This window comes from Knoellia subterranea KCTC 19937, from assembly GCF_000768685.1.
GTDB lineage: Bacteria > Actinomycetota > Actinomycetes > Actinomycetales > Dermatophilaceae > Knoellia > Knoellia subterranea.
This window is the reverse complement of record NZ_AVPK01000006.1, coordinates 1-26,007: the sequence shown is the minus strand read 5'-3', so window position 1 is coordinate 26,007 and position 26,007 is coordinate 1. Positions and strand designations below refer to the sequence as shown.

Sequence of the window (26,007 nt, the reverse complement as noted above, 5' to 3'; positions counted from 1 at the left end):
GCATGACCTCCCCTGCCTCAAGGGGACGCGGAAATCGTGGATCGTCCCGGTTGCAACCGGGACGATCCACGGTTTCCGGGTCACGAGGTGAGTCGACTCCTCCGAATCACGCGCGACGCGAGCCAGGTCGCCGGTCAACAATGGCCACATGACCGGCCAACCCGTCCCCCGTCCCTCCGTCTCTGAGCTCCGCACCACCATGCGCGGCGCCCTCAAGACCGCCATGAAGGACCGGGACCGGCTTGCCGCCTCAGCCATCCGGTCCGGTCTCGGCGCGATCGACAACGCGGAGGCCGTGCCGGACCAGCCCGCGACCCACGCCGACGGCGACTCCCCCATCGCGGGAGCCGTCGTCGGCCTCGGCGCGACCGAAGCCGCCCGCCGCGAGCTCACCGTCGAGGACGTCCATGAGGTCCTCCGCACCGAGGTCACCGAACGCCGTGAGGCAGCCATCGAGATCGAGGCGGGTGGCCGTGCCGACCGGGCCGCCGACCTCCGCCACGAGGCCGACGTCCTCGAGCGCTTCCTCGACTGAGGGTGAGTTGGGACAGTGCGAGCGCAGCGAGCAACTGTCCCAACTCACCCTCAGTCCAACCGCCCACCGCACCAACTCACAATCAGTCGAGGCGCCCCACCGCACCAACTCCCCATCAGGGGGTGGGTGACAGGATCGAGGGGTGACGTCGATCCTGTGGCTGCGGCGCGACCTCCGTCGCGCCGACCACCCGGCCCTGCTTGCGGCGCGTGACGCTGCGGACGGGGACCTCGTCGTCGCCTACGTGCTCGACCCCGCATTGTGGTCCAGCGCCGGGCCCGTTCGCCGCGCCTGGCTGGCGGCAACCCTCGAAGCGACAGCGCGCGACTACGGCGACGCCCTCACCCTCCTCTGGGGCAACTCGCGCATCGTCGTCCCCGAACTCGCCAAGCGGCTCGGGGCGACCTCGGTCCACGTCACCCGCGAGACGACACCCTTCGGGCGCCGACGTGACGAAGACATCGCCAATTCCCTTGCCGCACAGGGAGTTTCGTGGTTGGAGACCGGGACGCCGTATGCCGTCGGGCCCGGTCTCGTCGTCAACGGCACCGGTACGCCCTACAAGGTCTTCACCCCGTTTGCCCGGGCCTGGCGGGAGCACGGATGGCCCGACCCGGCCCCACGACCCCGGGACCTCCCGCTGCGTCACGCCCGCAACGACGCCGACGCGACCCGTGCCCTGCGCGACGCCCTGACGCAACCGGACCTGCCCACACTCCCCGACGCCGGTGAGGAAGCCGCGCACGCGCGGTGGCGAGAGTTCCTCGAAACGGGCGTCACGGCATACGCCACGGATCGCGACCTGCCGGGCAGGGACGGGACGTCACGACTCTCCCCGCACCTCAAACTCGGAACGATCCACCCGCGCACGCTCCTCGCCGACCTCGCGAGCCGGCGCGGGACGGGGAAGGAGACGTTCGTCGACGAGCTCGCGTGGCGCGAGTTCTATGCGGATGTGTTGTGGCACAACCCTTCCAGCGCGTGGACCGACCTGCGTGACGCGCTGGCTGGCATGGAATACGACGAGCCGGCTGACGCGATCGAGGCGTGGCGCGCCGGGACGACGGGCTACCCCATCGTCGACGCCGGGATGCGCCAGCTGCTCGCGACGGGGTGGATGCACAACCGCGTCCGCATGATCACGGCGAGCTTCCTCACCAAGGATCTGCACGTGTGGTGGCCGGTGGGCGCGAGGCACTTCCTCGACCACCTCGTCGACGGCGACATCGCGTCGAACAGCCACGGGTGGCAGTGGGTCGCGGGGACGGGGACGGATGCCTCGCCGTACTTCCGCGTCTTCAACCCCGTGACGCAGGGCGAGAAGTTCGACCCGGATGGTGACTACGTGCGGGAGTGGGTGCCCGAGCTCGCGCACCTCGCGGGGAAGGCGGCGCACCAGCCGTGGGAGCACGCAGATGGGTACGCCCGTGGCTATCCGGCACGGATCGTCGACCACGCGGAGGAACGGCGCGAGGCCCTGCGCCGGCTCGACGCAGTCAAGCGCGGCACCGCTGCGCGCTGAGTCCGATGTGCGCTCCCCCGCCACGTGTCCCAACTGCGCAGCAAGTCGATCAGGTGGCGCGGAGGAAGGCCTCGAGCAGCGGCCCGGCCGTCACCGCGCCACCCTCGCCCTCCTCGACGAAGGCCGCGACGGCCAGATCACCCTGGATGCCGATCATCCACGCGTGCTCCTTGAGGGCGCCCGCGTCACCGAACTCCGCCGTACCCGACTTCGCGAGCACCGGCGCACCCGGGACGTCGACCAGGAAACGGCCACTGCCCTGCTCGACGACCCCGCGCATCAGCGTGCGCAACTGCGCAGCCTCCGCAGCCGTGACGGGAGACGTGGGCGACGGGCTCGGCGCCGGCGTCGCACTCTCCGCCGGTGCATCGCTCGACGCACCGTCCGACGCTCCGCCCGTCAGACCCTCCACGAGCACCGGCGTCACCACCTTGCCTGCGGCGATGGAGGCCGCCACGGTCGCCATCCCGAGCGGCGATGCCTGGACCTTGGACTGTCCGATCATCGACGCAGCCTCGTCGGTCCCCGGCTCCGGCGACGGGACGGACCCGAGGAAGGCCGGCACCCCGAGCGACGCACCGGCGGTGAGCCCGAGCCCCGCCGCAGCCGTCGGCAGGTCAGCCGGCTCGAGCTGAGCGGCACCGCGAATGAAGGCGGTGTTGCACGAGTTCGCGAACGCGGTGCTGAACGGCACGGACCCCAGCGCCGACGTCGGATAGCCGTCGACGTTCTTGAACGTCCGTCCGTCGACCGTGACGGTCGGCGTGCACTCCACGGTCGACGACGGCGTCACTCCGGCGCGCAGCAGCGCCAGCGTCGACACCGTCTTGAACGTCGACCCCGGCGCGTACCGCCCCTGGGTCGCGGTCGAGATGCCCTTGCTCCCGGGGCCCGAGGCCGCCGCGAGGATGTGCCCGGTCGAAGGGCGCAGAGCGACGATCGCCGACGCCGGGGCGACGTTCTCGAGCACCTTCTCCGCAGCTTCCTGCGTGGCGATGTCGAGGGTCAGGGTCAGCGGCTTCCCGGGCGTGGCCTCGGTGCTGAAGAGCGTCCTGGCCTCCGGCCCGCCGGTCGCCACGACCGACAACGCGGGCGTACCGGACAGCTGCGCGTCGAACGCCGACTGGAGCCCTCCGATGCCGACCTGGTCGCCGGCCGCGACCCGCCCTTCCGACTTCTCGACGATCTCGGCGGTGGCGTCGCCGACGACGCCGAGGAGCGGCCGGGCGAACGACGCCGTCGGTGCGAGCGGGATGGTGGCCGACGTCAGCAGCACACCGGGTGCGTCCACCTCACGCGCGGCCTGCTCCTCGGAGCTGCCGTCGCGCGCGACGATCGCCTGCACGAACGCCTGCGGCCCGGCGTTCTGCACGCTCTTGACGTAGTTGTCGACGTTCACGCCGACCGCCTCCGCCAACGCTCGTGCCGAGGTCGCCACCTCCGTCGCCGACACCTTGGTCTTGTCGATGCCGATGCGCTGCACGGGCCGCGGCTCGACGATCGGCGTCCCACCCGCGCCGAGGATCTGCGCCCGATCCGGCTGATCGCGCGTGATCCGCAGCTTCTCGTCGACCGTGAGCTCCGGCGCGACCACACCCGGAGCCCACTCGCCGACCCACTTCTCCCCGACCTTGCGGACGGTGAGCGGCACGTCGTACGTCCAGTCCGCGTTCGCGCCGGACGCCTTCCACGTATGCCGGAGGGTTGCCTTCGCGGCGCCATCCTGCGGTTCCGAGACACTCACCACCGAGACGGTGTGCCCGACCTTGCCCATGCCCGCGACGACGGGGGCGAGGTCCGGCGTCGCACCGGACGCATCGGCGATCGAGCCGTCGGTGAAGGTCCCCTTGGCCAGTCCGCTGGCGACGGCCTCGGCCGCCCGACGGGCCTTCTCACCCTCCCGGTCCCCGAAGAGCGTCAGACCACCCCACACACCGACCCCGAGCAGCGCCGCCACGACGACCGCGATCCCGACCTTGCCTCCCCACCCGTTGCGCATGCGCTCCACCCTGTCACGGAGCGGGGCGAGAGGGACGCGCAGAGGTGAGCGACCGGCATACCTTCACCGGACCTTCACACGGCACCGTCAGGTGACGGGCGCAGGTGGTGCGAGTCGCCGGACGACCCGCTCCACCGCCACGGCGACGACCAGGGCCAGGGCGATGCCGAGGCAGGCGGCGAGCAGGGCGTTCGACTCGACCCAGTGTCCGGCCAGGGTGCCGAGGCCGACGGACCATGCCGCCCACAGGCTCCCCGAGAGGACGGTCCAGGACGCAAATCGCCTGTGCGAGAACGCTGTTGCGCCGGCCGTGAGGTTGACCGCGGCCCGCCCGACGGGGATCCAGCGGCCCAGTACGACGATGAGGGCACCGCGTCGCTCGAAGTTGCGGCGCGCCCACTCAAGGGCTCGCGCGCCCCGGGTCGATCGGGCCACGAGTCGGTCGAGGCGCCCGTGCCGACCGAGGAGGTAGGCGAGGTTGTCGCCGACCCACGCCCCTGCGGCGGCCGCGACGAACAGCGCGAGCCAGTGAGGAGTCCCGGTCGAGGCACCGACTGCGGCGAGGCCGACGAGGACGCCCTCACTGGGCAGTGGCGGGAGGATTCCGTCGACGGCGAAGAAGACGAACAGCGCGGGGACGAGCCACGGGGCGCCGGCGTGGAGTTCGATGAAGCCGTTGATCGCCTCGACCATGACTCAAGTGTGTCGGACCGGGTCGCCGCCGATGACCTCAGCCCACGAAGAGGCAGAACGTGTGGCCGGCCGGGTCGGCGAGCACATAGAGCGGCTCGTCCTCGTCGTCGGTCCGATCGAGCCGCAGCTCCGCGCCGAGCCGCAGCGCCGTGTGCTTGTGCCGTTCGAGGGCGGCCCGATCCTCGACGACGTAGTCGATGTGCGCCTGCTGCGGCACCCGCTGGTCGGGCCACGTCGTGCGCGCCTGCTCGCTGACCTGCTGGATCGCGAGCTGCCGGGTGCCGTCGGGCTGTGTCAGCACGAGCCAGTCGGCGGTGTCGGGGGTCCCGTCGGTCGGCGGCTCGTCGCCGGGCCGATAGACGAGTCCGAGAAGCTGCCGATAGAACTCGGCCAGTTCGCGCGGCCGCTCACCATCGAGGACGGTGTGCAGGTATGCCGGGTGCTCGCCCATCGCGGTCACTCACCTTCGTTGGTCCGCCAGTAGCATCGCCGGAGCCCACCCTGCCCGACACAGGGGATCCGGTCCATCGAGGGAACCTGCATGGGACACCACCACTCGCGCCACGCGACACCCGACAACAGCCGGATGCGTCTGGTCGCGCTCGCCGTCATCGCGCCCGCCGCCCTCCTGACCCTCGTCGCCCTCATCTGGATGTGGCCGCGTCCCCCGAGGCCGTCCCTGACAGTGGCCGCAGCGAGCAGTTCGTCGGGGTCGTGGAGTCGATCACGAAGCAGGAGTGCCCACCCAACGCCGAGACCGGCAGCAGCAGCGACCCGCTGCCCGGGACGATGGTCGTCAACGGCTGCGGCACGGCGGAGGTCAAGCTGACCGACGGACCGGACCGCGGGCTGACCCAGGTGGTCGACCTCCCCAACGGACCGGGCGCCCCCGCTCTCGACGTCGGCGACGATGTGGTCCTCGCGAGCACCGAGATGGACGACGGGACGAGCTACGACGTCATCGACCACCAGCGCTCGAGCGAACTCTGGCTGCTCGCAGCGGCGTTCGCGCTGGCCGTCATCGCGTTCGGACGCTGGCGGGGGCTCTCGGCACTCTTCGGCCTGGCCGTGACGTTCGCGCTGCTCCTGCTCTTCGTCGTCCCGGCGATCCTCGCCGGCCAGTCACCTCTGCTCGTCGCGATCGTGGGTTCGTCGGCGATCATGCTGACCGTCCTCTATCTGACCCACGGCATCGGCTTCTCGACGTCCGTGGCCGTGCTCGGCACCCTCGGCAGCCTCGTGCTGACCGGCGCCCTCTCGGCAGCGGCCGTGCGGCTGATGCATCTCACGGGATTCGCCGACGACTCGTCGACGTTCCTCGCGACGACGCACAGCGTCAACATGCAGGGGCTGCTGCTGGCCGGCATCATCATCGGCACCCTCGGCGTGCTCGACGACGTCACCGTGACGCAGGCCGCGACCGTCACCGAGGTGGCGCGCGCGAACCCCGACTACGGGACCCGCGAGCTCTATCGCGCCGGCACGCGCGTGGGCCGGGCGCACATTGCCTCGGTCATCAACACGATCATCCTCGCGTATGCCGGGTCGTCCCTTCCGCTGCTCATCCTCATCTCCGCGAGCAACTCGTCCCTGAGCAACGTCCTCACGACGCAGGTCGTGAGCCAGGAGATCGTCCGCAGCGTCGTCGCCACCCTCGGCCTCATCGCGGCCGTGCCCATCACGACCGCGCTCGCCGCGCTGACGGCCCGACACACCGTCGACCGGTCGGCGGACACGGACGGGTCCGGCCGGTCCGCGCATCACGCGCACGGGTGAGGTCCGAAAACCTGCGATCCCCGTCCGGCGGACACGGGTCACACAGGCGAGCACCCGGCATACGGTGAAGGAATGAACGCCACTCGCCGCGTCCTCGTCGTGGGTTATCCGGGCGCCGAGCTCGTCGACATCGCCTGCGTGACGTCGACGCTGCAGATCGCGAACCACCTCAAACGACAGCATCTCTATCGGGTCGAGCTCGCGTCGCCGGGTGGAGCCCCGATTCGCACGGCAACCGGGCTGACCCTGCAGAGCGACCTCGCGCTCGAGTCCGTGCGCGGACCGCTCGACACGCTCATCGTCTCGGGTGGGCTCGGGTTCGTCGAGGCGATGGACGACGACATCCTCGTCGCGCACGTCCGGCGGCTCGCGCGGGAGACGCGACGGGTCGCCTCCGTGTGCACCGGGTCCGGCATCCTCGCCGCGGCGGGGCTGCTCACCGGTCGTCGCGCCGCGACGCACTGGCACCACGCCGACTACCTGTCCCGACGCTTCCCCGACGTGCACTTCGACGAGGCACCGATCTTCGTCACCGACGACGGCATCTGCACGTCGGCGGGCGTCACCGCTGCTCTGGACCAGACCCTCGCATTCGTCGAGGCCGACGCCGGGGCGGAGCTGGCCCGGGCCGTCGCGCGACACCTCGTGACCTATCTGCAACGGCCAGGCAACCAGGCCCAGATGAGCATGTTCACGGCGGCCCCGCCACCGCAGAGCGAACTCGTGCGCGACACCGTCGACTTCGTCGAATCGCACCTCGGTGAGGACCTGTCGACGACGGCCCTGGCGCGGCGGGTCGGCGTGAGCGAACGGCACCTCGGGCGGCTCTTCCACGAGAGCGTCGGGACGAGCCCGGGCCGATACGTCCGCCGGTGCCGCGTGGAGGCGGCGGCGCACCTGCTCACCACGACCCGCCTGACCGTGGAGGCGATCACCGCCCGGTGCGGACTGGGCACCGTCGAGACGCTGCGGCAGGCCTTCCACTCGCGCTACGGCGTCTCCCCGTCGCACTACCGCGCCACGCAGATGGGCGCCGCGAGCCTCGCGGGTTAGGTGTGGATCCGGGCAAAATTCAGTGAGACCACGGACGACACCGCGCGGCCCCGGTGTCAGGGTGAGGCGTGCTCATCCAGATCACGCTCGACCACGCCCGTCCGCCGTCGGGCAGCGTCAGCGTGGCGTCGGGCGGGGAGGCGCCGGGCGTCGCCGCCCCGACCCCGTTCGGCGGCTGGCTCGACCTGATGGCCGTCCTCGACGGGATCGTGGTCGCGGCGGGCGACGAAGAGGACAAACTCGGTGCGGGAGCGCAGGCCGAGCTTCGCGAGGACGTGTGACACGTGGCTCTCCACGGTGCGCCGGGACACGAAGAGGACCTCGGCCACTTCCGGATTCGACAGTCCCGTGGCCACCTGTCGGGCCACGACCTCCTCGGTCCGCGTGAGGGCCGCCCACCCGGTCTGCGTTCGGGGCGTCCCACGCTGACCGCGGAAGGTCACGCCCAGCGCGCTGAGCCGAGCGCGGGCCCGCCCCACGTCATGGTCCGCACCGACGTCGCGATAGGCGTGGAGGGCGACCTGCCCGGCGACCGCGGCCTCTCGAGTCGGCCGTCCCGCGCGAGCGCGACGGCGGCGAGTTCGGCAGCCTGGCCGTGCGCCATGCGCCGGGGTGTGGCGGCGAAGAGTTCGGATCCGTCGAGCAGCAGGTCCGCGTCACCGGTGACGAGACCGTGGACGACCCGGGCCGTCGCGTCGAGGTGCACGACATCCGGGTTGCGCCGGGACACGTCCGCGACCACCCGGTCGATCTCGTCGGCCCACTCGCGGTCGCCGAACTCGACTGCGAGGTCGCGGTCGCAGCAGGGTCCTGGATCGTGCGGCAGGGCGACGTGGCCGACTCGCTGTTCGGCCTCACGTCCGGGCGGGCCGAGGTCGTCGTCGACGACCGGCCCGTGCGCGAACTCGGGCCGGGAGCGGTCGTGGGCGAACTCGCACTGCTCACGAGCAGCACCCGCTCCGCCTCCGTGCGGGCCCGGCGCGACTGCGAACTCCTCGAGGTGGAGCGTGACCTCCTCGAGTCGGTCGTGTGGAGCGACCAGGACGCCCTGTCCGCACTCGTCGCAACCCTGGCCCAGCAGCTCGCCGACTCGCGGCCGCCCGACATGAAGGTCATGCACCCGAACGTCGTGGCCGTCGTGGCAGCGACAGCCGGGGCGCCGGCGCACTCAGTGGCCGACACCCTGCTCGACCTGCTCGGTCGAAGCCTGCGCGTCACGGCCCTGCGCACCCCTGCCGACGGTCAGCTCGACCGGGTCGAACGGGACCACGACCGTGTCCTGCTCGTCGCGGACGGTTCGGACGAGGGATGGACCGAGGTTTGTCGACGCCAGGCCGACGTCCTCATCCTCGTGGCCCGCGCCGGTGAGCCGCCCGCGCTGGAACCTGCCGGAATCCGGTCCGCGGCACCCGATGTCGTCATCGTGGGGACGTCACCCTCCGAGGAGTGGCTCGCCCTGTGGAGCGCGTTCGACCCGTGGCAGGTCACGGTCACCGCGGAGAGCGAACTCACCGACGGCCTCGCCCGGCCCGGCGCACGCCTCGTCGGTCGCTCTCTCGGTCTGGTGCTGTCCGGCGGCGGGGCTCGGGCCCTCTCGCACGTCGGCGTCCTCCTCGAACTCGAGGAGGCAGGGATCCACATCGACCGTGTCGCCGGTGCGAGTTTCGGCGCCATCATCGCGGCTGCCTATGCGAGCGGGCAGTCGGCCCGGGAGGTCGAAGCGCTCGTCTACGGGGAGATGGTGCGTGGGAAGCCCTTCAGCGACTACACCGTGCCCCGGGTTGCCCTCGTGCGCGGCAAGCGCACTGATGACGTCATGGAGCGCACGTTCGGGTCGCTGCAGGTCGAGCGACTGCCACGCCAATTCCGGTGTGTGAGTGTGGATTTGCTCAGTCGCGACCTGGTTGTCTTCCGCAGCGGTTCGCTGCGTGACGCCGTTCGCGCGTCGTCTCGATTGCCCGGGCTGTTCCCACCGATCGCCACCGAATCCCAGCTGCTCGTCGACGGCGGCGTCCTCGACAACACTCCGATCGACGTCCTCAGTGAACGTCGCGAAGGGCCCCTCGTCGTCGTCAACGTGACAATGGGTGCCCGACCCGGCACGTCGGTTCCACACGCGCCGAGGAAGAAGCCGATCCGCATCCCCATGCTCGGCGAGACGCTGCTCCGCACGATGATGATCGGCGGTTCGGTCGACGCCTCGAACCAGCCTCCCGGCGTGCACGTCATCACGCCCGGTTCGATGGGTGTGGGCCTCCTCGAGTTCCACCAGCTCGACACGATGATCGAGTCCGGGCGGCTGGCGGCCCGCGACCTCCTCGACCGGGTCGGCGACGAACTCCGCGCCACCTCCCGGGCCTGACCACTTCTTGCGCAGTTGAGACACGCCCCCACCCACTTCTTGCGCAGTTGGGACAGGCGCGGCCACTCCATCCCGTCCCAACAGCGCAAGAAGTCGCACGTTCGTATGTCTCAGCGGGGCAAGAAGTCGCAGGTTGCTGTGTCTCATCCGCGCAAGAAGTGGGCAGCCGGCTGGCGGCGGGTTGCGAACCACCCCACCAGGCCCCCCACGAACGCCAGAGCGAGGCCGACGAAGGAGGCGAGCCACGGCCACCGGGAGCCGCCCTCGAAACGCTGCGGGCCGGCATACTCCAGGCTTTTGACGACCCACGCGGCGCTCGCGCGGTCCCGCGTTCTGGCGAGGTCGCGGACGGCTCCGTCGAAGGCGAACTCGTTCGCGTCCTCATTCAGGTATGCCGTCCGGCTGGCTTCGCGCAGACCGGCTGCCGCCCGCGATGCGGCCGCCTTCACACCCGGGACGAGGATCCGGTCGGTGTGTGCGGACGCGGACTGCCAATCGGAGCGGGGTACGAACGTCAGGCCGTGCGCCGAGCGGATCGGGGCTGCGTCGACCGACACGGACCGGAGCTGGGCGGCATAGGAGAGTTCGGTGTAGGGCCTGAACGCCCCCGCGAGTTCGATCTCGCCGATGTCGTTGGTGAGAAGGACGGCGTCCGTGGGCCGGTCCCATCGGAAGGCCGCGTCAATGAGGGCGACGAGGTCGGGCGGTCGCGGCGAGGCGGCCGGGATGGCGGTCGGACCGCCGGGCCGGTAGCCGTTCCAGTGGATCTCGTCGGCCACCCGGGCAGCGACGTCGGCACCGGCGAGTCGTTCGGTGACCCGCAGCGCGCCGTCGATGCCGGACAGTACGGCGCCCGTCGTGATGACGTCGCCCGTGTCGACGAAGCGTTGTCCCGCAACCCAATTCACGTCGGGGTACGAGCGGCGCAGGCCGATGAGTCCCAGCCAGTTCGACGTCGCGGTGCGGCCGTCGAGGAGGCCGGCGTCGGCGAGAGTTCCCGCACCGACGCAGACGCTCATGATCAGTGGCGCTCCGGCTTCGTCCTGCTCCGACAGCCACGAGACGACGCGGTCCGTCGAGCCGTGGATCTGCGGGACGACGATGACGTCGGCGGGCCGACCCAACTCGCGGTCAAGTGCGTCGAAGGTGCGGTCGGGCACGACATCAAGCCCTCCGGTGAGCGGGACCGGCTGGTCGGTCGGCGCGACGAGGAGGACGTTGAAGGTGCCCGCGCGGGCGAAGACCTCGTACGGGGCGAGGCTGTCGGCGACATTGCCACCCTCCTCGCCCAGGACGATGGCGACGGTGGGTTTGGCCGGGTCGAGCTCACTGTTTTCGGGCCGTTCGGCCGCGGCCAGTGGGCGTGGCCCGGGCTCGGGGAAGACCGACGCCGTGGCCCGCGGGATCGCGAGCGCCGCCACGCCCGCGGGCAGGAGGAGTGCCACGAGCGCGATGAGGAGGATGCGGCCGAGGCGACGCAGTGCGGTCTTCATGCGCTCGATGCTCGTCCGGAACTCCGAGTAGGCCACGTCCCCGGACGTCGCTGGTCCGCGAACCAGTGGTCCCCGTCCGCCCGCTTGGCCTCCACCCCCGCCCCAACATTCCCGCCTGAAGTGGGTTCCTCTCACCTCGCCTGATCGCCGCGGTCAAGCGAAGTGAGAACTCGCGACCGGTTTGCGGACGCCGGTCGTCCGGAATGCGGCCTACGGTCGGCTCCATGACGCAGACCTTCCGCAACGAACAACTCCTCGGCGCGACCTTCGATCACGTCGACCTCACCGGATCGCGCCTCGATCGGGTCGACTTGAGCCGCGCCAGCCTCCGGTCGGTCGACTTCTCCGGGAGCGAGGTCCGCAACGCCGCCTTCATCGACGTGCGCATGCGCGGTGTGGAGTTCCGTCGAGTCGAGATCTGGGGCGAATTCGTCGATGTCCACGTCAACGGCATCGACGTGGCAGCCCTCGTCGAGGCCGAGTTGTCGCGGATCCATCCCGAGCGAAAACTGCTGCACCCCACCGACGCTCGCGGCTACCGGGAGGCGTGGGAGGTCCTCGACGGGCTGTGGGCGGGGACCGTGGAACGTGCTCGTCGGCTCGTGGATCGGGACCCCGACCTCCTGCACGAGAGCGTCGACGACGAGTGGTCGTTCATCCAGACGCTGCGCCATCTCGCGTTCGCGACGAGCTCCTGGCTGAGCCGGGCGACGCTGGGCGACCCCGCCCCCTGGCACCCGCTCGAGCTGCCGTGGGACGAGATGCCGCCGACGCCTGGCGTCCCGCACGACCGCGAGGCCCGGCCGTCGCTCGACGAGGCGCTGGCGCTCCGGCATGACCGGTTCGAGCGGGTCCGGGCGCACCTCGCACAGCTCACCGACGACGACCTCACCCGGTCCGCTGTCGTGCCCGACGGTGCCGGCTGGCCCCCTGCCGGCGAGACCGTGCCCGCCACCGACGCCCTGGACACCCTGCTCAACGAGGAGTGGTGGCACCGACAGTTCGCGGAGCGCGACCTCACCGTCCTCGAGTCGCGGGTGGGGTGAGCGGCGGACCGAGGAGGCGGGTTGCGAGTTCTGCCTCGGACGGCGGCAGATCGACCCCGTCACCGCTCGCGTCCGTGAGCATGCGCTCGAAGCGCCGCTCGAATCCGCCGGGGGCAAAGACGCAGAGGAGCCGACCCGGTTCGGTTCCGTGGTTGGCCAGGGTGTGCGGGGTGTCGCGCGGAGCGAAAGCCCACGTCCCCGGGCCTCCGGTGACGACCTCCTCGCCGAGTTGGAAGCTCAGCTCACCGGCCAGAACGAAGAAGCCCTCGCCGTGGGTTGGGTGAACGTGCAGAGGCGGTCCGGCTTCGCCAGCATCCATGGCCATCTCCACGACGCCGAGGTCGCCGCCGCAATCGAGGCTGCGCAGGAGGACGGTCAACGGATCCGAGGCGACGTGGCCGGCAGCGACCACACGGAGGGAGGTCATCCGTCCAGACTGCTCCCGCTCGTGAGGTCGCACCACCCTTGGCCGCGCCGACAACCCCACAGTTCCGGACCCGGCCGCAGCGGCCGGAGAAGGCCTTTGACAGGACGCGCAAGCCGGGCCACGCTTCGAGCAACGCCATCCGACGCCGAGTCACGGAGGTTCCTGCGTTCATGGCCGACCACCTCTTCGTCTACGGGACGCTGGCGCCCGGTCGTCCCAACGCCCATGTGCTGGCGCGGGTGCCGGGGACGTGGGCGCCGGGAACAGTCCGGGGCCGGCTGCTGCCGCGGGGGTGGGGTGCGAAGTCCGGCTTCCCCGGGATCGTGCTCGACTCGGAAGGACCCGACGTGTCCGGCATGGTGCTCCACTCGGACCGGCTGAGGACCCTGTGGCGCATGCTCGACGAGTTCGAGGGTGACGGCTACGAGCGGGTCCCTACCATCGCGCGTCTCGAGGACGGTCGCGACGTCGTGGTCCACATCTACGTTCTGGCGAGCCAGGCCCCCACCTGACTCACCCCCGCGAGATCGCACGGCCTACGTTGGAACCATGGGGAGCCAAGGGGAACTGCGACGGCGCTACCTCAGCCTCGGCACCGGAGAACTCGTCGCCGCAACGGTTTTCGCTCTGCTCGCCCACTTCTCCGTCGCGCCACGACTGGACCCCGATGCCGTCCCCGCCCTCTGGTCGGCCCTCGTCCCGCTCCTCGTCATCCTCGTCCAGGCCGGCGCCTATTGGCTCCTCGCCCGAGGCCGCATCGGCACGGGTGAAGCGATGCCGGAAGGCGAGCGGACGGCATACCGGATCCTTCGGGTCGTGAACTCGATCCTCCTGATGGCCGGGCTGATCGGGGTGTTCCGGTGGTGGCCCGGGGCTTCGGGCGCGACGGTTCTCTGCGTGCTCATCTGGCTGTTCGGCGTGGCGGAGTTCGTCAACTACTACGTCGTCAGGCTCGCCTACCCGGCCGGCCGGTGGTTCTCGCTCGTGGGGCAGCGGCGGATCCCGCGACTCGTGCGGGACCTGCAGGGACACTGACTCGGAATCCCGACCGCGCGACCGGCATACTTCAGCATCATGCACCGACACGCGCGCGCCCTCCGGACACCGAGCCGTCGCCCCCTCGAAGGAGGCCTCTCCCGGTGAAGCTCATCGTCATCGGCGGCCTGGTCGCCCTGCTCTTCGGGTTGGTGGGCACCCGCTACTACGTGGGGCTCGCGACGCGTCAGGGATGGGGGCAGTTCGTCCGCGACGACGGCCCGACGAGCCATCACACGAAGCGCGGCACCCCGCAGATGGGTGGACTCGCGATCATCGCGTCGACACTGATCGGGTATGCCGTGGCGCACCTCGTGACGTGGGACGCACCGACCGCTTCGGGCCTGTTGGTCCTCTTCCTCATGGTCGGCATCGGTTTCGTCGGGTTCCTCGACGACTGGACCAAGATCACGCGTGAGCGGTCGTTGGGTCTGCGGTCCGGGCAGAAGCTCATCGGTCAGACGGTCGTCGCGGTGATCTTCGCGGTGTTGGCGATGCAGTTCTCGCGCAATGGCGTCACCCCGGCGAGCTACCAGATCTCGTTCACGCGCGACACGGCAATCGACCTCGCGGTGTTCGGCACAGCCATTGGGCTCGTCCTCTTCGTCGTGTGGGCCAACCTCATGATCGCGGGTGCGAGCAACGGCGTGAACCTCACGGACGGCCTCGACGGTCAGGCCACTGGCGCGAGCGCGATGGTGTTCGGCGCGTATGTCCTCATCAGCGTGTGGCAGTTCAACGAGAACTGCGCGAACACTCTGTCGGCCGGCTGCTACGAGGTGCGCGATCCGCTCGACCTCGCCGTCGTGGCGGCCTGCATCATGGGCGCCTGCTTCGGCTTCCTGTGGTGGAACGCGGCTCCGGCCCGGGTGTTCATGGGCGACACGGGCTCGCTCGGTCTCGGTGCCGCCTTGGCGGGTCTCGCGATCATGACCCGGACCGAACTGCTGACCGTCATCATCGGTGGCCTGTTCGTCATGGAGACGGTGTCGGTCATGTTGCAGGTCGGCTATTTCAAGGCGACGAAGCGCAGCAACGGCGGCGTCGGCAAGCGGCTGTTCCGGATGACGCCGATCCACCACCACTTCGAGATGCTCGGCTGGGAGCAGATCACCATCACGATCCGCTTCTGGATCATCTGTGGCGTGTGCGTGCTCGCCGGGCTCGGCGTGTTCTATGGCGAATGGATCCTCGCCGGATCCTGATCCAGGGGTCTCGTCGCCTGGCTTCGGGCCTTTGGGCCGACTGACTCGAAGCGCTCCAACCATCGGTCCCCCGACCGTCGGTCCCCCCACGTAGCGTGACGCTCATGTCCAAAGCCAGGGTCCACAACCTGTTCGTGTCCATGGACGGCTTCGCCGCCGGGGACCACATCACCCTCGAGAAGCCGATCGGCGATGCGCGAGCCCTGTTCGCCCACTTCGACGGCCGGTTCATCCACGGGTTCGGACCCGTCGACGCACCCTTCACCCTCGACCGGGCTCTCACCTCGACGTGGGGTCAGGGCATCGGCGCCGAGATCATGGGCCGCGGCAAGTTCGGACCTCAGACCGGGACGTGGACCGACGACGGCTGGGTCGGGTGGTGGGGCGACGAGCCGCCCTTCCGGACGCCGGTGTTCGTCCTGACCCACCACGCGCGTGACTCCATCGCCTTCGAGAACGGAACCGTGTTCCATTTCGTCGATGCCTCACCCGCCGAGGCGCTGGCTCTCGCCAGTGAGGCCGCGAACGGGCAGGACGTCCGGATCGGCGGCGGCCCGACCACCGTCCGCTCCTTCCTCGAGGCCGACCTCATCGACGTGCTGCACATCGTGACGATCCCCGTCGTCCTCGGCCGGGGCACTCCCCTGTGGGAGGGCCTGGCCGGCGTCGAGGAACGCTTCGACACCGACGTCGTCGCCTCGGGCGGCATCACTCATCACCTGTGGAACCGCAAGCCCCGCTGACCGGCGCCGGACGGTGGCACGAGCTGCGGCGGCGCCACCTCAGCCTGGGCGCTGGGAGTACGCCGCGCTCCTCGCCATCCTGATCGAGGGCGGCCAGTGGTTCGCCCGGGTCGGGCAGTGGCGCACGCCGACGCTAGTCCGCAACCTCGAGGGGTGACAGGCTCGAGCGCATGACCCAGACCCAGTCCACGCCGTTCTCGTTCGTCGACGTCTTCGCCGAGCGCCCGCTGACTGGCAACCCCGCCGCTGTCATCCCCGACGCCGACCACCTCACGACGGTGCAGATGCAGGCGCTGGCGCGGGAGTTCAACCAGTCGGAGACGGTGTTCATCGTCGCGCCCGACTCCGGGGTGGACGCCGACTGGCAGCTGCGGTCGTTCACGCCGATCGGCGCCGAGGTCGGTGGGGCCGGGCACAACGCGCTCGCCGCGTGCCTGTGGCTCGTCGAGCGCGTGCTGCCCTCTGAGCGCAGTGAGTTCGTCGTGCAGATCGGAGTCGACCTGCTGCCCGTGAGCGTCGCACGCCCGGCGGACGGACCCTCGCAGGTGTCGATCCGGCAGTCGGCTCCCGAGTTCGGGGCCGTGCCCGAGAACAGAGAGTCGCTGGCCCACGGACTCGGCCTCACGGTCGCCGACCTCGATGACACGGCGGGCTCCACGATCCAGGTCGTGTCCACCGGCGCCGGTCACCTCCTCGTTCCCGTGCGCGACCGAGCCGCCGTCGATCGCACCCAGCCAGACACGCGCCACCTCGCTGCGGTGCTGAAAACCGTTGCGGGAGAGGGGTGCTACGTCTACAGCATCGATACGGTCGACGGTGACCACGCGGCATACGCGCGCTTCTTCAACCCCACGATGGGTATCGTCGAGGACCCCGCGACCGGCACTGCTGCCGGACCGCTCATCGCCAAGCTCGTGGCTGAAGGGCGCGTCCCCCCGGGCACGCCGGCGGTCGTCGAGCAGGGGCATCACCTGGGGCGGCCGAGCCGCATCCTCATCACCGTCGACGGTGACGACGTGACGATCAGCGGCGCCGGACTCATCGTGGCCGACGGCTCGGTGCTCACCTGAGGAGACAGGTGCGCCGTCCATTACGGTGGACAGGTCGTCCGGGGATGGGCGGCAGAAACAACGAGGGGGTATGCCGTGCGCAGACTTGCGCTGCTTGCGACCGTTGCCGTGGTGGCGGTGTCCGGATGTGGAAGCGACGGAGGCTCGGCCGACGCCACGTCGGCCGCCGCGAATTCCGCGTCGACCAGTGCTGGTTCGACGGCAGGCTCGACGACGGGCTCTGACGAGGTCGACCCGAGCATGGGGCGCCAGGGTGTCGGCGGCATGTGCGCCAACCAGGCGATGATGCCCGACGGCGGGATCTACACGGCGGCTCTGGCGCCGTACGACGTCGACGATTACGACAAGGGGTGGATCAAGGACGGCCAGACCGGCGCCCTGCTCACCATGTCGCTGCGCGCCTCCAGCAACACTCTGGCGACGGCCGACTCGAGCGAGTTCCGGTTGCTCGTGGGCGACGACGAGATCGAGGCCGAGCGGATCGGTGACGACTCCAACGCCTGGGACAGCCGCAGGAACGGCATCGGGTTCCGCAGTGACGACACGGCCGCTGCCGGCGAGACGGTCAGGGGCACGTTCATCTTCCGCCCGAGCAAGGACGCCCTGGCCGACAAGACGGCGGTCGTCGTGCTCGGCGGTGGCGAACGCATCTGCGCCAAGGTCAGCTGAGACGGCCTGAGCCGAGCCGCCCTCAGTCGAGTCGCCTCCGCCGAGGCGCTCTCAGCCGAGACGTTCGGCGAGGGCGACGATGCTGCCCTCCGGCCCGCCGATGTACGTCATCCGCCACGCGTCCTCCCACTCGCCGATGCCGCCGACGACGCCGTAGCCGTCGGCCGCGAGCCGCGCGACCATGCCATGGAGGTCCTCGACCTCGAAGGCTACGTTGCGGATGCCGACGACGTTGGACCTGGCGTCCGGCTGCCCCGGATCGCTCACGGGTCGGAGGTACTGGCCGACTCACCGTCCGTCGTAGTAGGCGACGACTCCCCGCGCCCGAGCCGACAGGAACCGCTCGACGTGATCGAGCACTCGATGCAGCGCGGCGAGCGAGGCGCGCCAGTCGGTGCCGACGTGCAGGCCATGATTGGCGCCGGCGATGTCCACCACCTCACCCCTCAGATCAGGCACAACCTCGCGGCCCCACAGGGCGTCCGCCGTGCCGCCGACGGTGAGGGCAGGCGGGCCGGATGCCGAGAGAGCGGCTGCGATGGCCTCATCGCGGAGGATGGGCGTCAGCCATATCCCCGGGTAGCCCTTGGTCGTCGCCCACGGCGCCGCGTGGGTGCCGAGCGACTTGGCCAGCACGACGGTGACCGGGGCCGGATCGGTTGACGCACAGAGGAATTCGGCTGCCTCGGTGACGAACGCCCCTGGCGCCTTCTTGGCGTCGGCGTCCACCGTCCATCGCATGGACGCCACGCGCCATCCCGCATCGAGCGCGACCTGGCTAGCCCAGAAGAGCAGCGGGTGGTCGACGGTGTAGCCCGATCCCGGGAGGACCAGAACGCGCCCGACCGGCGCCCCCGCGGGTTCCTCGACCGAGACGTGGAAGCGATCGCGGGACACGAAAGCCAGCCTTGCACACGACCGCGCTCCGTGAGGTCAGCCGGCAGATCACTCGAGCAGGTCGAGATACTTCCGACGTGCCTTCATCGCGTGGATGACGAGTCGACTGCGACTGTCGAAGGTCAGGACGACCAGCTCAAGCAGTCGCCCCTGCGTATCGAATCCGAGTACGAACTGCTTGGCGGGCACTTCATCGTCTGGCTCAGATACGTACGCCGCATGCTCAACTGCATGAAGAATGTCCCGTTCGTCGATTCCGTGGCGTCGGGCTGAGTCGTTGACCTTCACGCCACGTAGTCGCGGAGAGCCGCACGGATGAGTTCAGATCGGCTGATGTGTTCACGTGCAGCGCGTGCGTCCAGCGCACTGAGGAGCGTGTCGTCGAGTCGCACCGGCACGACACGCGCGGGCCCATCACCGAGTGGCTTGCGGCCCCGCTTGCGGAGCACCGCCACGTCGTAGCCTGCTTCCGCCTCATCGGCCCAGGCCTGAATCTGCTCTGGGCTCACGGGCTCGCCGTTGATCTTCTCCATTTCCTAATCGTATTACGGAATGGGTGAATGAGCCATGGGTCATGGGGCAACGTGCTCCATGGCCCACCAAACTCCAGCATGGCTGTCAGCCCTGGACCATTCTGAGACACGCCCGTGGGGGCGCCGAAGGATTCTGAGACGCGACCAGCGGCAGATTTTGGGACTAGCGGTTGCGCAGGCGTCCGATCAACCCGACCTCGATGTTCACCGGGGTATCAACGTTAGGTAGGCGTCAAGGGTGAAGTGCCCATCTGTGCTGTCTGCTTCACGGATTGTGACTCGTGGAGCTCTCACACCGTGGGTGTCGAGCCAACCCTCCACGGCGGCCCGTGCCTCGTCGACGGTGCGGCGCGCAGCAAAACCATTGCCGTCGGCGGAGTGCCCACGCATGTATCGCAATGGGCGACGGAGCGTCGCGAAATGCGGCATCCAAGTGAGCAGGAACCCCGGCAAGTTCGGGTCAGGGATGCGGGTCAACTTCGCAACGTCCTTTGCGAACTTGGGCCCCCACATGCCCTGGGCATCGACGGCGTCGGTGGAGTACACCATTTTCGACTCGATGACGGCCCACAGCATCCCCGAGCCGGTGTCGGTCAGCGTGAGATCAGCTCGAGCGATGAGCCCGCGCCGGGACTGTTCTCGCTGCACGATTTGACCGGGTCGCACGATCCGGTTTGTCGCGTGTCTGAGCAAGTCGTTGAGCTCAGCCTCACCGCCGCGCGTGCAGACCTCGAACAACTCAAGGTCATCGAGGTGGTCCGTGCAGTGCGTGAGGGCTCGCAAGAACGGCACTGCTGCTCGCTGGCCGGGACCATCCATCACCGAGTCAGCGTAGAAGGTTCAGGCGTCATCTGCGACACAATCAAGTCGGACGAGGACGCGCGCCTCGACCCCGCGAGCATTCCCAGAAGCGCCCTCGCCTGAGTCGGCCAGGCCTCATATTCATTCTGTCCGGACCACGCCCGCTCCACGCGCTGCGGAAAGCGATCTGGGTCGAGATCTGCACGGAGACTGGGACGGGAGGGATCGGCGCTGCCCTTCCACATTTCAGGATGGCGGCTCGTCCACCGCCCAACTCCCCAGTCGGGTGAAGTCATCCGGCGAGAGGCCAAGCGGGTCGTCCGGCTTCTCGGCCGATTGGGAGGCCGGCCCTTCGCCATCCGGATCGGTACCCGGCACCCAGCCGTCGGCGAGAGTCATCGTCCGGTTGTTCGGCTCGTAGACCGACGGCAGCTGCGCAACGTCGACAACTACAGGCACCTGCGTTGAGATCCCGGACAGCACGCAGGACCCGGTTGGGAGGATGGGCAGCGACTCGAAGGACACCCGATCCAGGTAGGCGACAGCCTTCTCGACTGCCAGAATGTCGAGGTTGTTCACAAGTCGGTGAAGGAAATAGTTGTGCAGTTGCGAGATGACCGTCTCAGAGATGTCGTGCGGCCGCTGGCTCGCGATTGTTAGGAAGACGCCAAACTTCCGACCCTCTTTGATGATCTCCTCGAAGGTCTCGAGGCGGTAGTCCTTCCAAGCTTCACTCTCTCGCGAAGACACGCTGGAGAGGATGTTGTGCGCCTCGTCGACGACGATGTTGAGGTATCGAGACGGATCAGCGTCGCGCTTCTTCTCGTCGTACAACTGGCGACAGATCAGCAGTGGTATGACCTTGCGCATCTCAACGTTGACATCGCGCAATGAGATGACCGTGAGCGGCTTGCCAAGAAGAGGATCGTCCGAGACCCGGATAAGGCGCTTCACACGGGGCATTCGCGACTCAAGGCGTTTGATCAATGGCCCAAGGTGCTCACGGTTGGCATAGCCATTGAAGATGTCCGAGTAGTACTGAAGCACGAGCTTGAAGCGGATCCGATCGACGTCCTGCAAAGCGCTCGGGTCGAAGCCAAGCTCGCCGATGCGGGTGTACGTCAGCTCCTTAAAGAAGCTGTCGTAATTCGGGTCGTTCGCATACCGGCTGACTCCGTCGCCACGGTAGTAGAAGCACTTGCTCATCGAGTGATATCCAAGGTTCGATTGGATGTCTCGGATGTACGCACCCAGACCACCGGGCGCGTCGTCGCCCATACAACCCTCGACCTCTTCGAGGAACTTTACGACGAGGCCTTTGTCAAGGGCGGGGTCACTACTTCGGATGGCGGCATATGTGATGCCAGCAACCGCAGACGCCAGGTCGCCTCCTGTCCCGAGCCGCGTCTCCCAGTAATCGCGCTGCAGTGTCCGCTGAACGAAGGGTGCTTGCGTCTTCTCCGTGGCGTCGAGAAGAACCGTCCAGATGGTCGGATCTTCCATCGCCTCCTTGCTAAGCGGCAGCCGATCGCCCGCCTCGGTGCGAGTCGAGAGGACGAACTGGGTCTTGAGCTCGTTGTCCGTCAGAACCGAACTGCTCTGAGCACCATCCTCAGCTCCCGACCGGTTTACGTACTCGCCGTTGAAGTCGATGAGCAGAACGCGGGCGCGCTTCTTGAAGGGTTCGGAGTCGCCGTACGCGGCAAACAGCTCGTGGTACAGCTTCGTCAGCGTGTACGACTTACCGCTCCCCGTGTTTCCGAAGATTCCGATATGACTTGCGAAGAGGGCGTTGACACCTACGCGGACGTCCTGGCCCTTCTCCATCGCAAGTTGCCCGATCGTCAGCGCCCGGTCCTTCTGATCGACGAAGCTGTGGATCCGATCGAACTCCTGCTCATCGAGCAGGAAGCATTCATTGCCTACCAGTGGGAGCTCCCGCACTCCACGGCGGAACTGGCCACCGGATATGAAGCCGATGAGGCTGACTGTGAGGATTCGCTCGACTCGGTCCCGGGAACTGCGATAGGCGTCATCACCTCGCGCCTCAGCCACCTCCTCGCCGTCCACCTTCGCAACCAACTCGGAGAAACCCTTGGTGATCTTCAAGTAGCCGCCGACGCCAACGTTGCGGAGCAACCTGCCTTGGTAGATCAGATGCGCTCCATTCTTGGCCTTGTCGACGCGCACTCGAACGGTGCGGCCCTGGACTCCGACCACTGCACCGACCCGAAAGACTGCGTCCCGCGTTAGCAGCTCGTGGTCAATCATCGGTCGCAACCAAGGGTTCCTTCACGGATACCTCTATTTCGACTGCCTGCTTCGGTGTGGAGACGTTTGGCGCCACCTTGTCGAAGAACTCCGCGACGACGGTCGGCAGGTCGAAGCGCAGCCCTTCATGACCTTCGGGCGTGTCTGGTGGTGCGACCACCAAGATGTTGCTGTTGGTGATCGGATACCCCTCGAAGGCCCTCTCGATCTCAGCGGCACTGTGGGGACTGTAGGCGAAGATGACGATCTGTAATGTCGGATTCGTTCGCGCCGCTCGAACCATGAGTTCGCGAATGTGCTCGTCGCGGCAGGAGAACCCGACTACAAACAACACTGCGTTCTCCTTCTCCAACTCGTTAGAAAACAGCCGGAGCAGATCGTAATAGTTCTGGTTCAGAACGGTCTGCTGGAACTTCGTCTTCGTCGGGTTGACGATCGCCAACTGTCGGTACGCATCGAGAAAGGGCTTCAGCAAATCAACCGAGTTCAGAGGCACCGGCCCTTGGAGGAGCTCTTGCAGAGTTGTCCCCTGTCCCACGTCGATCAAAAGCGTGTCAACCGCGTCGAGCGCCTCGGCTGCTGTGGCCACTCGCTCAAGGCGCGCGTCAAGCGAGATCCCCGGGCGGTTCTCGTCCTGACCTTCAGCCGACCAACCGACCGAGCCATGCAGTTTGAGCAGGTTGAAGGTGGGTACCTCGGACAGGTTGTCGTACTGCAGGCTCCGACGTGACACGACGGAGCCAAAGTTCGATGTGCTAAAGCTTGGCTGGAGTCGCCCCGCAAAACCATCGTTGAGATGAACCTGGAGCGTCTCGGCGGCGATCTCGATGGCCAGATCGACGTTGGTCGTGAAGATGTTGACCTGCTTGTTGAGGATCGAACTCCGGCGTTCGATGAGCAACCGGTTGATTGTGCCCAGGAAGGACTCATAACGCGTCAATAGGTGAGGTGCCTCGCCTGTGCGTGCGAGCAGGTCCTGGTTTTTCAGGACCACGCTGCGGAAGAATCCTGAATAGATCGAAGCTCGGGCGAATGCTCTTGCGTCCTCGTCGACGTCAGCAGCCTCGAGACTTGTCAGCATATTCTCGACGTCTCCGAGCAGTCGGAACATGGGGGCGGAAGCGCCGGCACCGATCAGGAACGAGAGATGGGCGTCCTGCACTAAGTCACGCAAGCGCTCGGATGTCAGCTCTTTCGACACGAGGGTCATGCGGTTCCCCGCCCCTCGCCCCGCGCTCGCAGTCCGACCTCGTTCGTGGTGGTCCTCGTCGTCACAGCCTGAATCCTTCTTCGCCGTTTGGGTGGATCTGTTGGTTGGAGAGGGAATCGTCGCCGCACCGCGGTCGTCTGCTCACGGCGCAACCGCCCGTCGGCCAATCGGAATCACTTGAGCTTCCGCTGCTGGCAGAGAACTCAGGTCCGTCCAGTGCGCAATGAACGACTCCTTCACGCCCGACCTTGTTGCCACGACCGCGGTGTTTCCGCCGAGTCCGCGGCGAACCGCTTGCGAGAGGAGGCGTGGGGACTCTTGTGCAACCTCTACGGGCTCGGAAGTTCGCCATCCTTGGGATGAGTGCTGGATGTACAGGCTGCGCGCGCGGTCGGGGCTGATTACCCGAAGGTCCGAAGCACGCTTGATCAGAGCGGACACACTAACGCCGTAATCGGCTTTGACTCGAAGGTACCCATGCAGTGTCAATGATTCCGTGATCCGCTTGCGAACAACTGCCGCTGGGACGAGCATCGCCCCCGCGAAACGGTAGGCCCGCCGCTCCTCCGGAGAACGCGTGCTCCGGATCGGCGTGGTCAGCGTGCGGTCATAGATGAGGTGCCCCAACTCATGCATAAGCGTCAAGCGCGTGACCGCCGGGGGCTGGTCGCTGACCGTCGCTACCAGGGGCCGATCGTTTGCGAGGTGGGGTCGCGAAATGCCGTCATGATCGAGCAGGCTTCTGTCGAGCGGGGCGAGGGCGTGGATGACACCTGCTCCAAGGCGCTCAAGAGCTCTCGTCACGTTCGGGATCGGATCGTGGGGGTGGAGACCAAGTAGCGCGCGGATGGCCGCCGCGGCTTCCTCCTCGTCGACCAAGGCGAGAGCTGCGAGGTCGACCTGACGGTAGTTCGAAGACTCTGAGGCCAACCGAAAGAGCCGAGCCGCCTCACCGAAAAGGGCCTTCACATGATGCTCGTCGCGAACACTTGCCTTTGACGACTTGCGGAAGGTCGCGACACCTAGATCGGACATATCGGGGGGCACCGTGAAGAACGCTTCGGGCACGTCAAACTCGATACACGCCTGCCGGGCCACCTCGAGGGGAAGCGGCTTGGACTCCTTCTCGACTTGGGAGACGAAGCTCTGGGAAACAGCCAAGCGTGACGCGAGGTCAGCCTGGGTGAGCTCCTCGAGATGCCGAAGGGTGACCAAGCGAGAGCCCCGAGGTGTCGCCTCACTCAGCGATTTCATCGCCCTCGTTCTCCTCGCGCTCGATCTCGGCGAAGAGATCCTCGTCCTGCGCGTCGCCACGGAATCGCAGCATGTCGAAGATGCCGCCGGTCGGCTTGATTTCGTAGCTGAGGTCAAGCGGAACCTTCGAACCGAACCATCCAGGCTCCAGGGTGTGGACGACTCGCAGAGTGATCCCGAATTCCCCATGGATCTGAGCGGCGTCCCACAGAACGAGCAACCTGATGCAGTCGTCGGACACCGGCTGCGCGGGCAGTGTGAGGCCCAGCGCAGGTTGCCTCCAGGCTCCCTGCCGAGCCGTACTCGCACCTGCGACGGGCACACCGCCTGGGTACGTCCGACGACGCTCCTTCAAGAGCCGCATTTCTATGTTCTCGTGTGTGTTGACAAGCATCGTCTGGCCCATCAAACGAGGGTTCCCTGCAACGGACCACTCCGCAGGAAGGCCGTGGCCCAGCCAGTGCTCGCGCATGAAAGCTCGCGCGTTCAAGGAGAGGAGATGCGGGTAGTCACCACTGTTTGGCAAGCCTCGGAGCATCGCTAGAGCTGAGGCCACGCCCGTGGTGACCCCGTCATATAGCTCGACGGATACCGCGTCGGCGCAGCGCTCGACACGCCGCCTCATGTCATCTGGGGTCATGACACAACCTTTCGCTTGGAATCGGTTATATATTAACCCCAGTTGAAATAAGACGTGCGTTCGACGCGCCGGGCGTGGGGACCTACTTCTCCGCTGACCAGATGCATGGGCACCGTGCAGAGGCTTGGTGAAGGTGACAGTGCGGTTGTTGTGCCAGCTGCAGGGCCGATTGGCCGTGGCCCGAGATCCGCGGGCGGTCGCCCCATGCATGGCGTGCACCTTGCGATTTCAAGGCCTGGATCATTGGCTCGGCGGCTCCGAGCAATGCTTCTTTCATTCCCCACTTCCCAGCGAAGGCGTACCGGGTCCAGTTGCGGGACTTGTCCGGCGGGAACCCGAGGGCGGCACCCGCTTCGACCCAGTCCTTCGCGTCGGAGCACATCCTCACGAGGATCATCGAGACGACAGCTCGCAGGATGCGCTGATCGGGTCGGGTGGATTCACGCAAGTGGTCGGGGAGCGCACAGGGCCACACCAACTGCGGGATGTCGTCGACGCCCCAAGTTGTCGCGTCCATCGGTAGCCCATCCTTGGCGACAAGTCGTCGTTGAATCACGATGTGCGCACGACCGCGCCGACCGAGCAGCTCATCAATGACGGGCTGCAATGCGGCAGAGGGTTGAGTGATCCTGCTGAACGTATTGGCGTGTGGTGCAGGGATTCCCGCGTTATGCAGCCATTCGTCCAACACATCGGCGGCCGCTGCAGGGTCAGCCGCGGTGACGAGTGGTTCGACCGCTTTGTAAGAGTCCCGTGGAGTGGTGGGCTTTGAG

At 67.8% G+C, this 26,007-nt stretch carries 28 protein-coding genes and 1 pseudogene; 13 read left to right on the top strand and 16 right to left on the bottom strand.

The annotated features are described in order from the left end of the window. The first annotated feature begins 148 nt into the window (after nucleotides 1–148). Together N803_RS11005 and N803_RS11000 are read left to right on the top strand one after the other, a co-directional pair. Nucleotides 149–535, top strand: a complete 387-nt coding sequence (locus N803_RS11005) for a GatB/YqeY domain-containing protein (RefSeq protein ID WP_052112185.1) — start codon at nucleotides 149–151, stop codon at nucleotides 533–535. 142 nt (nucleotides 536–677) lie between these two features. Beyond that, a complete protein-coding gene (locus tag N803_RS11000) occupies nucleotides 678–2,057 on the top strand; it encodes a cryptochrome/photolyase family protein (protein WP_035905256.1) in 1,380 nt (459 codons plus the stop codon). Nucleotides 2,058–2,106: 49 nt separating this feature from the next. On the opposite strand, the gene N803_RS10995 is transcribed toward N803_RS11000, so the two are convergent. The 3 genes from N803_RS10995 to N803_RS10985 form a co-directional block, all read right to left on the bottom strand. Continuing rightward, nucleotides 2,107–4,056, bottom strand: a complete 1,950-nt coding sequence (locus N803_RS10995; RefSeq protein WP_035905254.1) for a penicillin-binding transpeptidase domain-containing protein — start codon at nucleotides 4,054–4,056, stop codon at nucleotides 2,107–2,109. Between the two features lie 87 nt (nucleotides 4,057–4,143). Then, nucleotides 4,144–4,749 (bottom strand): DedA family protein, encoded by a 606-nt coding sequence (locus tag N803_RS10990; protein ID WP_035905251.1) that lies wholly within the window; start codon nucleotides 4,747–4,749, stop codon nucleotides 4,144–4,146. A gap of 37 nt (nucleotides 4,750–4,786) precedes the next feature. Beyond that, complete coding sequence (locus tag N803_RS10985; RefSeq protein ID WP_035905247.1) at nucleotides 4,787–5,200, bottom strand: VOC family protein; 414 nt, start codon at nucleotides 5,198–5,200, stop codon at nucleotides 4,787–4,789. A gap of 203 nt (nucleotides 5,201–5,403) precedes the next feature. On the opposite strand from N803_RS10985, the gene N803_RS10980 reads away from it, so the two are divergent. From N803_RS10980 to N803_RS18915, 3 genes are all read left to right on the top strand, one after another. After that, nucleotides 5,404–6,525 (top strand): YibE/F family protein, encoded by a 1,122-nt coding sequence (locus N803_RS10980; protein ID WP_052112183.1) that lies wholly within the window; start codon nucleotides 5,404–5,406, stop codon nucleotides 6,523–6,525. Nucleotides 6,526–6,597: 72 nt separating this feature from the next. Continuing rightward, nucleotides 6,598–7,578: a GlxA family transcriptional regulator gene (locus tag N803_RS10975; protein WP_035905246.1), complete on the top strand. Its 981-nt coding sequence runs from the start codon at nucleotides 6,598–6,600 to the stop codon at nucleotides 7,576–7,578. Between the two features lie 68 nt (nucleotides 7,579–7,646). Continuing rightward, nucleotides 7,647–7,859 carry a hypothetical protein gene (locus N803_RS18915; RefSeq protein ID WP_035905245.1) on the top strand — a complete coding sequence of 71 codons (213 nt, stop codon included), beginning with the start codon at nucleotides 7,647–7,649 and terminating at the stop codon, nucleotides 7,857–7,859. 6 nt (nucleotides 7,860–7,865) lie between these two features. On the opposite strand, the pseudogene N803_RS18910 reads toward N803_RS18915, so the two are convergent. Continuing rightward, a pseudogene (locus tag N803_RS18910) lies at nucleotides 7,866–7,934 on the bottom strand (hypothetical protein); the annotation flags it as partial. Nucleotides 7,935–8,173: 239 nt separating this feature from the next. Here N803_RS18910 and N803_RS10960 point away from each other — a divergent pair. After that, nucleotides 8,174–9,940 (top strand): patatin-like phospholipase family protein, encoded by a 1,767-nt coding sequence (locus N803_RS10960; protein ID WP_084764411.1) that lies wholly within the window; start codon nucleotides 8,174–8,176, stop codon nucleotides 9,938–9,940. Between the two features lie 143 nt (nucleotides 9,941–10,083). Here N803_RS10960 and N803_RS10955 read toward each other — a convergent pair whose 3' ends face one another. Beyond that, nucleotides 10,084–11,433 carry a DJ-1/PfpI family protein gene (locus tag N803_RS10955; protein ID WP_156969751.1) on the bottom strand — a complete coding sequence of 450 codons (1,350 nt, stop codon included), beginning with the start codon at nucleotides 11,431–11,433 and terminating at the stop codon, nucleotides 10,084–10,086. 224 nt (nucleotides 11,434–11,657) lie between these two features. Here N803_RS10955 and N803_RS10950 point away from each other — a divergent pair, with 224 nt between their 5' ends. Further along, entirely contained in the window at nucleotides 11,658–12,479 is an 822-nt protein-coding gene (locus N803_RS10950; RefSeq protein WP_035905242.1) for a DinB family protein, read from the top strand. Here N803_RS10950 and N803_RS17555 read toward each other — a convergent pair. Further along, nucleotides 12,451–12,906 (bottom strand): cupin domain-containing protein, encoded by a 456-nt coding sequence (locus N803_RS17555; protein ID WP_052112180.1) that lies wholly within the window; start codon nucleotides 12,904–12,906, stop codon nucleotides 12,451–12,453. The two genes, N803_RS10950 and N803_RS17555, sit on opposite strands and share 29 nt — an antisense overlap. A 170-nt stretch (nucleotides 12,907–13,076) precedes the next feature. Here N803_RS17555 and N803_RS10940 point away from each other — a divergent pair, with 170 nt between their 5' ends. The 6 genes from N803_RS10940 (at nucleotide 13,077) to N803_RS10915 (ending at nucleotide 17,628) form a co-directional block, all read left to right on the top strand. Continuing rightward, entirely contained in the window at nucleotides 13,077–13,418 is a 342-nt protein-coding gene (locus N803_RS10940) for a gamma-glutamylcyclotransferase family protein (protein ID WP_035905240.1), read from the top strand. 37 nt (nucleotides 13,419–13,455) lie between these two features. Beyond that, nucleotides 13,456–13,941: a hypothetical protein gene (locus tag N803_RS10935; RefSeq protein WP_035905237.1), complete on the top strand. Its 486-nt coding sequence runs from the start codon at nucleotides 13,456–13,458 to the stop codon at nucleotides 13,939–13,941. 104 nt (nucleotides 13,942–14,045) lie between these two features. Further along, complete coding sequence (mraY, locus tag N803_RS10930) at nucleotides 14,046–15,146, top strand: phospho-N-acetylmuramoyl-pentapeptide-transferase (RefSeq protein ID WP_035905233.1); 1,101 nt, start codon at nucleotides 14,046–14,048, stop codon at nucleotides 15,144–15,146. Nucleotides 15,147–15,250: 104 nt separating this feature from the next. Continuing rightward, the gene (locus N803_RS10925) at nucleotides 15,251–15,889 is read left to right on the top strand and encodes a dihydrofolate reductase family protein (RefSeq protein WP_035905231.1); all 639 of its coding nucleotides are present in this window, start codon (nucleotides 15,251–15,253) and stop codon (nucleotides 15,887–15,889) included. A 170-nt stretch (nucleotides 15,890–16,059) separates the two neighbouring features. After that, nucleotides 16,060–16,959: a PhzF family phenazine biosynthesis protein gene (locus tag N803_RS10920; protein WP_035905229.1), complete on the top strand. Its 900-nt coding sequence runs from the start codon at nucleotides 16,060–16,062 to the stop codon at nucleotides 16,957–16,959. A 75-nt stretch (nucleotides 16,960–17,034) separates the two neighbouring features. Further along, complete coding sequence (locus N803_RS10915; RefSeq protein WP_035905227.1) at nucleotides 17,035–17,628, top strand: hypothetical protein; 594 nt, start codon at nucleotides 17,035–17,037, stop codon at nucleotides 17,626–17,628. Nucleotides 17,629–17,679: 51 nt separating this feature from the next. Here the strand turns inward: N803_RS10915 and N803_RS10910 are convergent, their stop codons facing one another. The 10 genes from N803_RS10910 to N803_RS18735 all read right to left on the bottom strand — a co-directional run. After that, on the bottom strand, nucleotides 17,680–17,895 hold the full coding sequence (locus N803_RS10910; RefSeq protein WP_052112179.1) for a VOC family protein: 216 nt from the start codon (nucleotides 17,893–17,895) through the stop codon (nucleotides 17,680–17,682). 21 nt (nucleotides 17,896–17,916) lie between these two features. Continuing rightward, on the bottom strand, nucleotides 17,917–18,525 hold the full coding sequence (locus N803_RS17550; RefSeq protein ID WP_052112178.1) for a hypothetical protein: 609 nt from the start codon (nucleotides 18,523–18,525) through the stop codon (nucleotides 17,917–17,919). A 48-nt stretch (nucleotides 18,526–18,573) separates the two neighbouring features. Continuing rightward, nucleotides 18,574–18,813 (bottom strand): DUF4258 domain-containing protein, encoded by a 240-nt coding sequence (locus N803_RS17980; RefSeq protein WP_084764409.1) that lies wholly within the window; start codon nucleotides 18,811–18,813, stop codon nucleotides 18,574–18,576. Next, complete coding sequence (locus N803_RS10895) at nucleotides 18,810–19,058, bottom strand: ribbon-helix-helix domain-containing protein (RefSeq protein ID WP_035905223.1); 249 nt, start codon at nucleotides 19,056–19,058, stop codon at nucleotides 18,810–18,812. The genes N803_RS17980 and N803_RS10895 overlap by 4 nt, the downstream gene beginning before the upstream one ends. Nucleotides 19,059–19,262: 204 nt before the next feature. Further along, nucleotides 19,263–19,880, bottom strand: coding sequence for a hypothetical protein (locus N803_RS10890; RefSeq protein ID WP_156969750.1), 618 nt, complete (start codon nucleotides 19,878–19,880; stop codon nucleotides 19,263–19,265). Between the two features lie 225 nt (nucleotides 19,881–20,105). Next, entirely contained in the window at nucleotides 20,106–22,130 is a 2,025-nt protein-coding gene (locus N803_RS10885) for an ATP-binding protein (RefSeq protein ID WP_052112177.1), read from the bottom strand. Further along, a complete protein-coding gene (locus tag N803_RS10880; RefSeq protein WP_035905220.1) occupies nucleotides 22,123–23,340 on the bottom strand; it encodes an SIR2 family protein in 1,218 nt (405 codons plus the stop codon). The genes N803_RS10885 and N803_RS10880 overlap by 8 nt, the downstream gene beginning before the upstream one ends. A 141-nt stretch (nucleotides 23,341–23,481) precedes the next feature. Beyond that, complete coding sequence (locus N803_RS10875; RefSeq protein ID WP_169743084.1) at nucleotides 23,482–24,594, bottom strand: XRE family transcriptional regulator; 1,113 nt, start codon at nucleotides 24,592–24,594, stop codon at nucleotides 23,482–23,484. Then, nucleotides 24,578–25,234, bottom strand: coding sequence for a hypothetical protein (locus tag N803_RS18555; RefSeq protein WP_035905215.1), 657 nt, complete (start codon nucleotides 25,232–25,234; stop codon nucleotides 24,578–24,580). Before N803_RS18555 ends, N803_RS10875 begins: the two co-directional genes overlap by 17 nt. 82 nt (nucleotides 25,235–25,316) lie before the next feature. After that, the coding region (locus N803_RS18735; RefSeq protein WP_211253505.1) for a hypothetical protein at nucleotides 25,317–26,007 on the bottom strand (691 nt) is incomplete at its 5' end.

Excerpts from the sequence above, each read along its gene's own strand:
- N803_RS10940 (WP_035905240.1), top strand. The coding sequence starts at position 13,077 with ATGGCCGACCACCTCTTCGTCTACGGGACGCTGGCGCCCGGTCGTCCC.
- N803_RS10975 (WP_035905246.1), top strand. The coding sequence starts at position 6,598 with ATGAACGCCACTCGCCGCGTCCTCGTCGTGGGTTATCCGGGCGCCGAG.
- N803_RS10920 (WP_035905229.1), top strand. The coding sequence starts at position 16,060 with ATGACCCAGACCCAGTCCACGCCGTTCTCGTTCGTCGACGTCTTCGCC.
- N803_RS10950 (WP_035905242.1), top strand. The coding sequence starts at position 11,658 with ATGACGCAGACCTTCCGCAACGAACAACTCCTCGGCGCGACCTTCGAT.
- N803_RS10995 (WP_035905254.1), bottom strand. The coding sequence starts at position 4,056 with ATGCGCAACGGGTGGGGAGGCAAGGTCGGGATCGCGGTCGTCGTGGCG.
- N803_RS10990 (WP_035905251.1), bottom strand. The coding sequence starts at position 4,749 with ATGGTCGAGGCGATCAACGGCTTCATCGAACTCCACGCCGGCGCCCCG.
- N803_RS10880 (WP_035905220.1), bottom strand. The coding sequence starts at position 23,340 with ATGACCCTCGTGTCGAAAGAGCTGACATCCGAGCGCTTGCGTGACTTA.
- N803_RS10935 (WP_035905237.1), top strand. The coding sequence starts at position 13,456 with ATGGGGAGCCAAGGGGAACTGCGACGGCGCTACCTCAGCCTCGGCACC.
- N803_RS18555 (WP_035905215.1), bottom strand. The coding sequence starts at position 25,234 with ATGACCCCAGATGACATGAGGCGGCGTGTCGAGCGCTGCGCCGACGCG.
- N803_RS10885 (WP_052112177.1), bottom strand. The coding sequence starts at position 22,130 with ATGATTGACCACGAGCTGCTAACGCGGGACGCAGTCTTTCGGGTCGGT.
- N803_RS10875 (WP_169743084.1), bottom strand. The coding sequence starts at position 24,594 with ATGAAATCGCTGAGTGAGGCGACACCTCGGGGCTCTCGCTTGGTCACC.
- N803_RS17555 (WP_052112180.1), bottom strand. The coding sequence starts at position 12,906 with ATGACCTCCCTCCGTGTGGTCGCTGCCGGCCACGTCGCCTCGGATCCG.
- N803_RS11005 (WP_052112185.1), top strand. The coding sequence starts at position 149 with ATGACCGGCCAACCCGTCCCCCGTCCCTCCGTCTCTGAGCTCCGCACC.
- N803_RS10985 (WP_035905247.1), bottom strand. The coding sequence starts at position 5,200 with ATGGGCGAGCACCCGGCATACCTGCACACCGTCCTCGATGGTGAGCGG.
- N803_RS10925 (WP_035905231.1), top strand. The coding sequence starts at position 15,251 with ATGTCCAAAGCCAGGGTCCACAACCTGTTCGTGTCCATGGACGGCTTC.
- N803_RS10895 (WP_035905223.1), bottom strand. The coding sequence starts at position 19,058 with ATGGAGAAGATCAACGGCGAGCCCGTGAGCCCAGAGCAGATTCAGGCC.
- N803_RS10955 (WP_156969751.1), bottom strand. The coding sequence starts at position 11,433 with ATGAAGACCGCACTGCGTCGCCTCGGCCGCATCCTCCTCATCGCGCTC.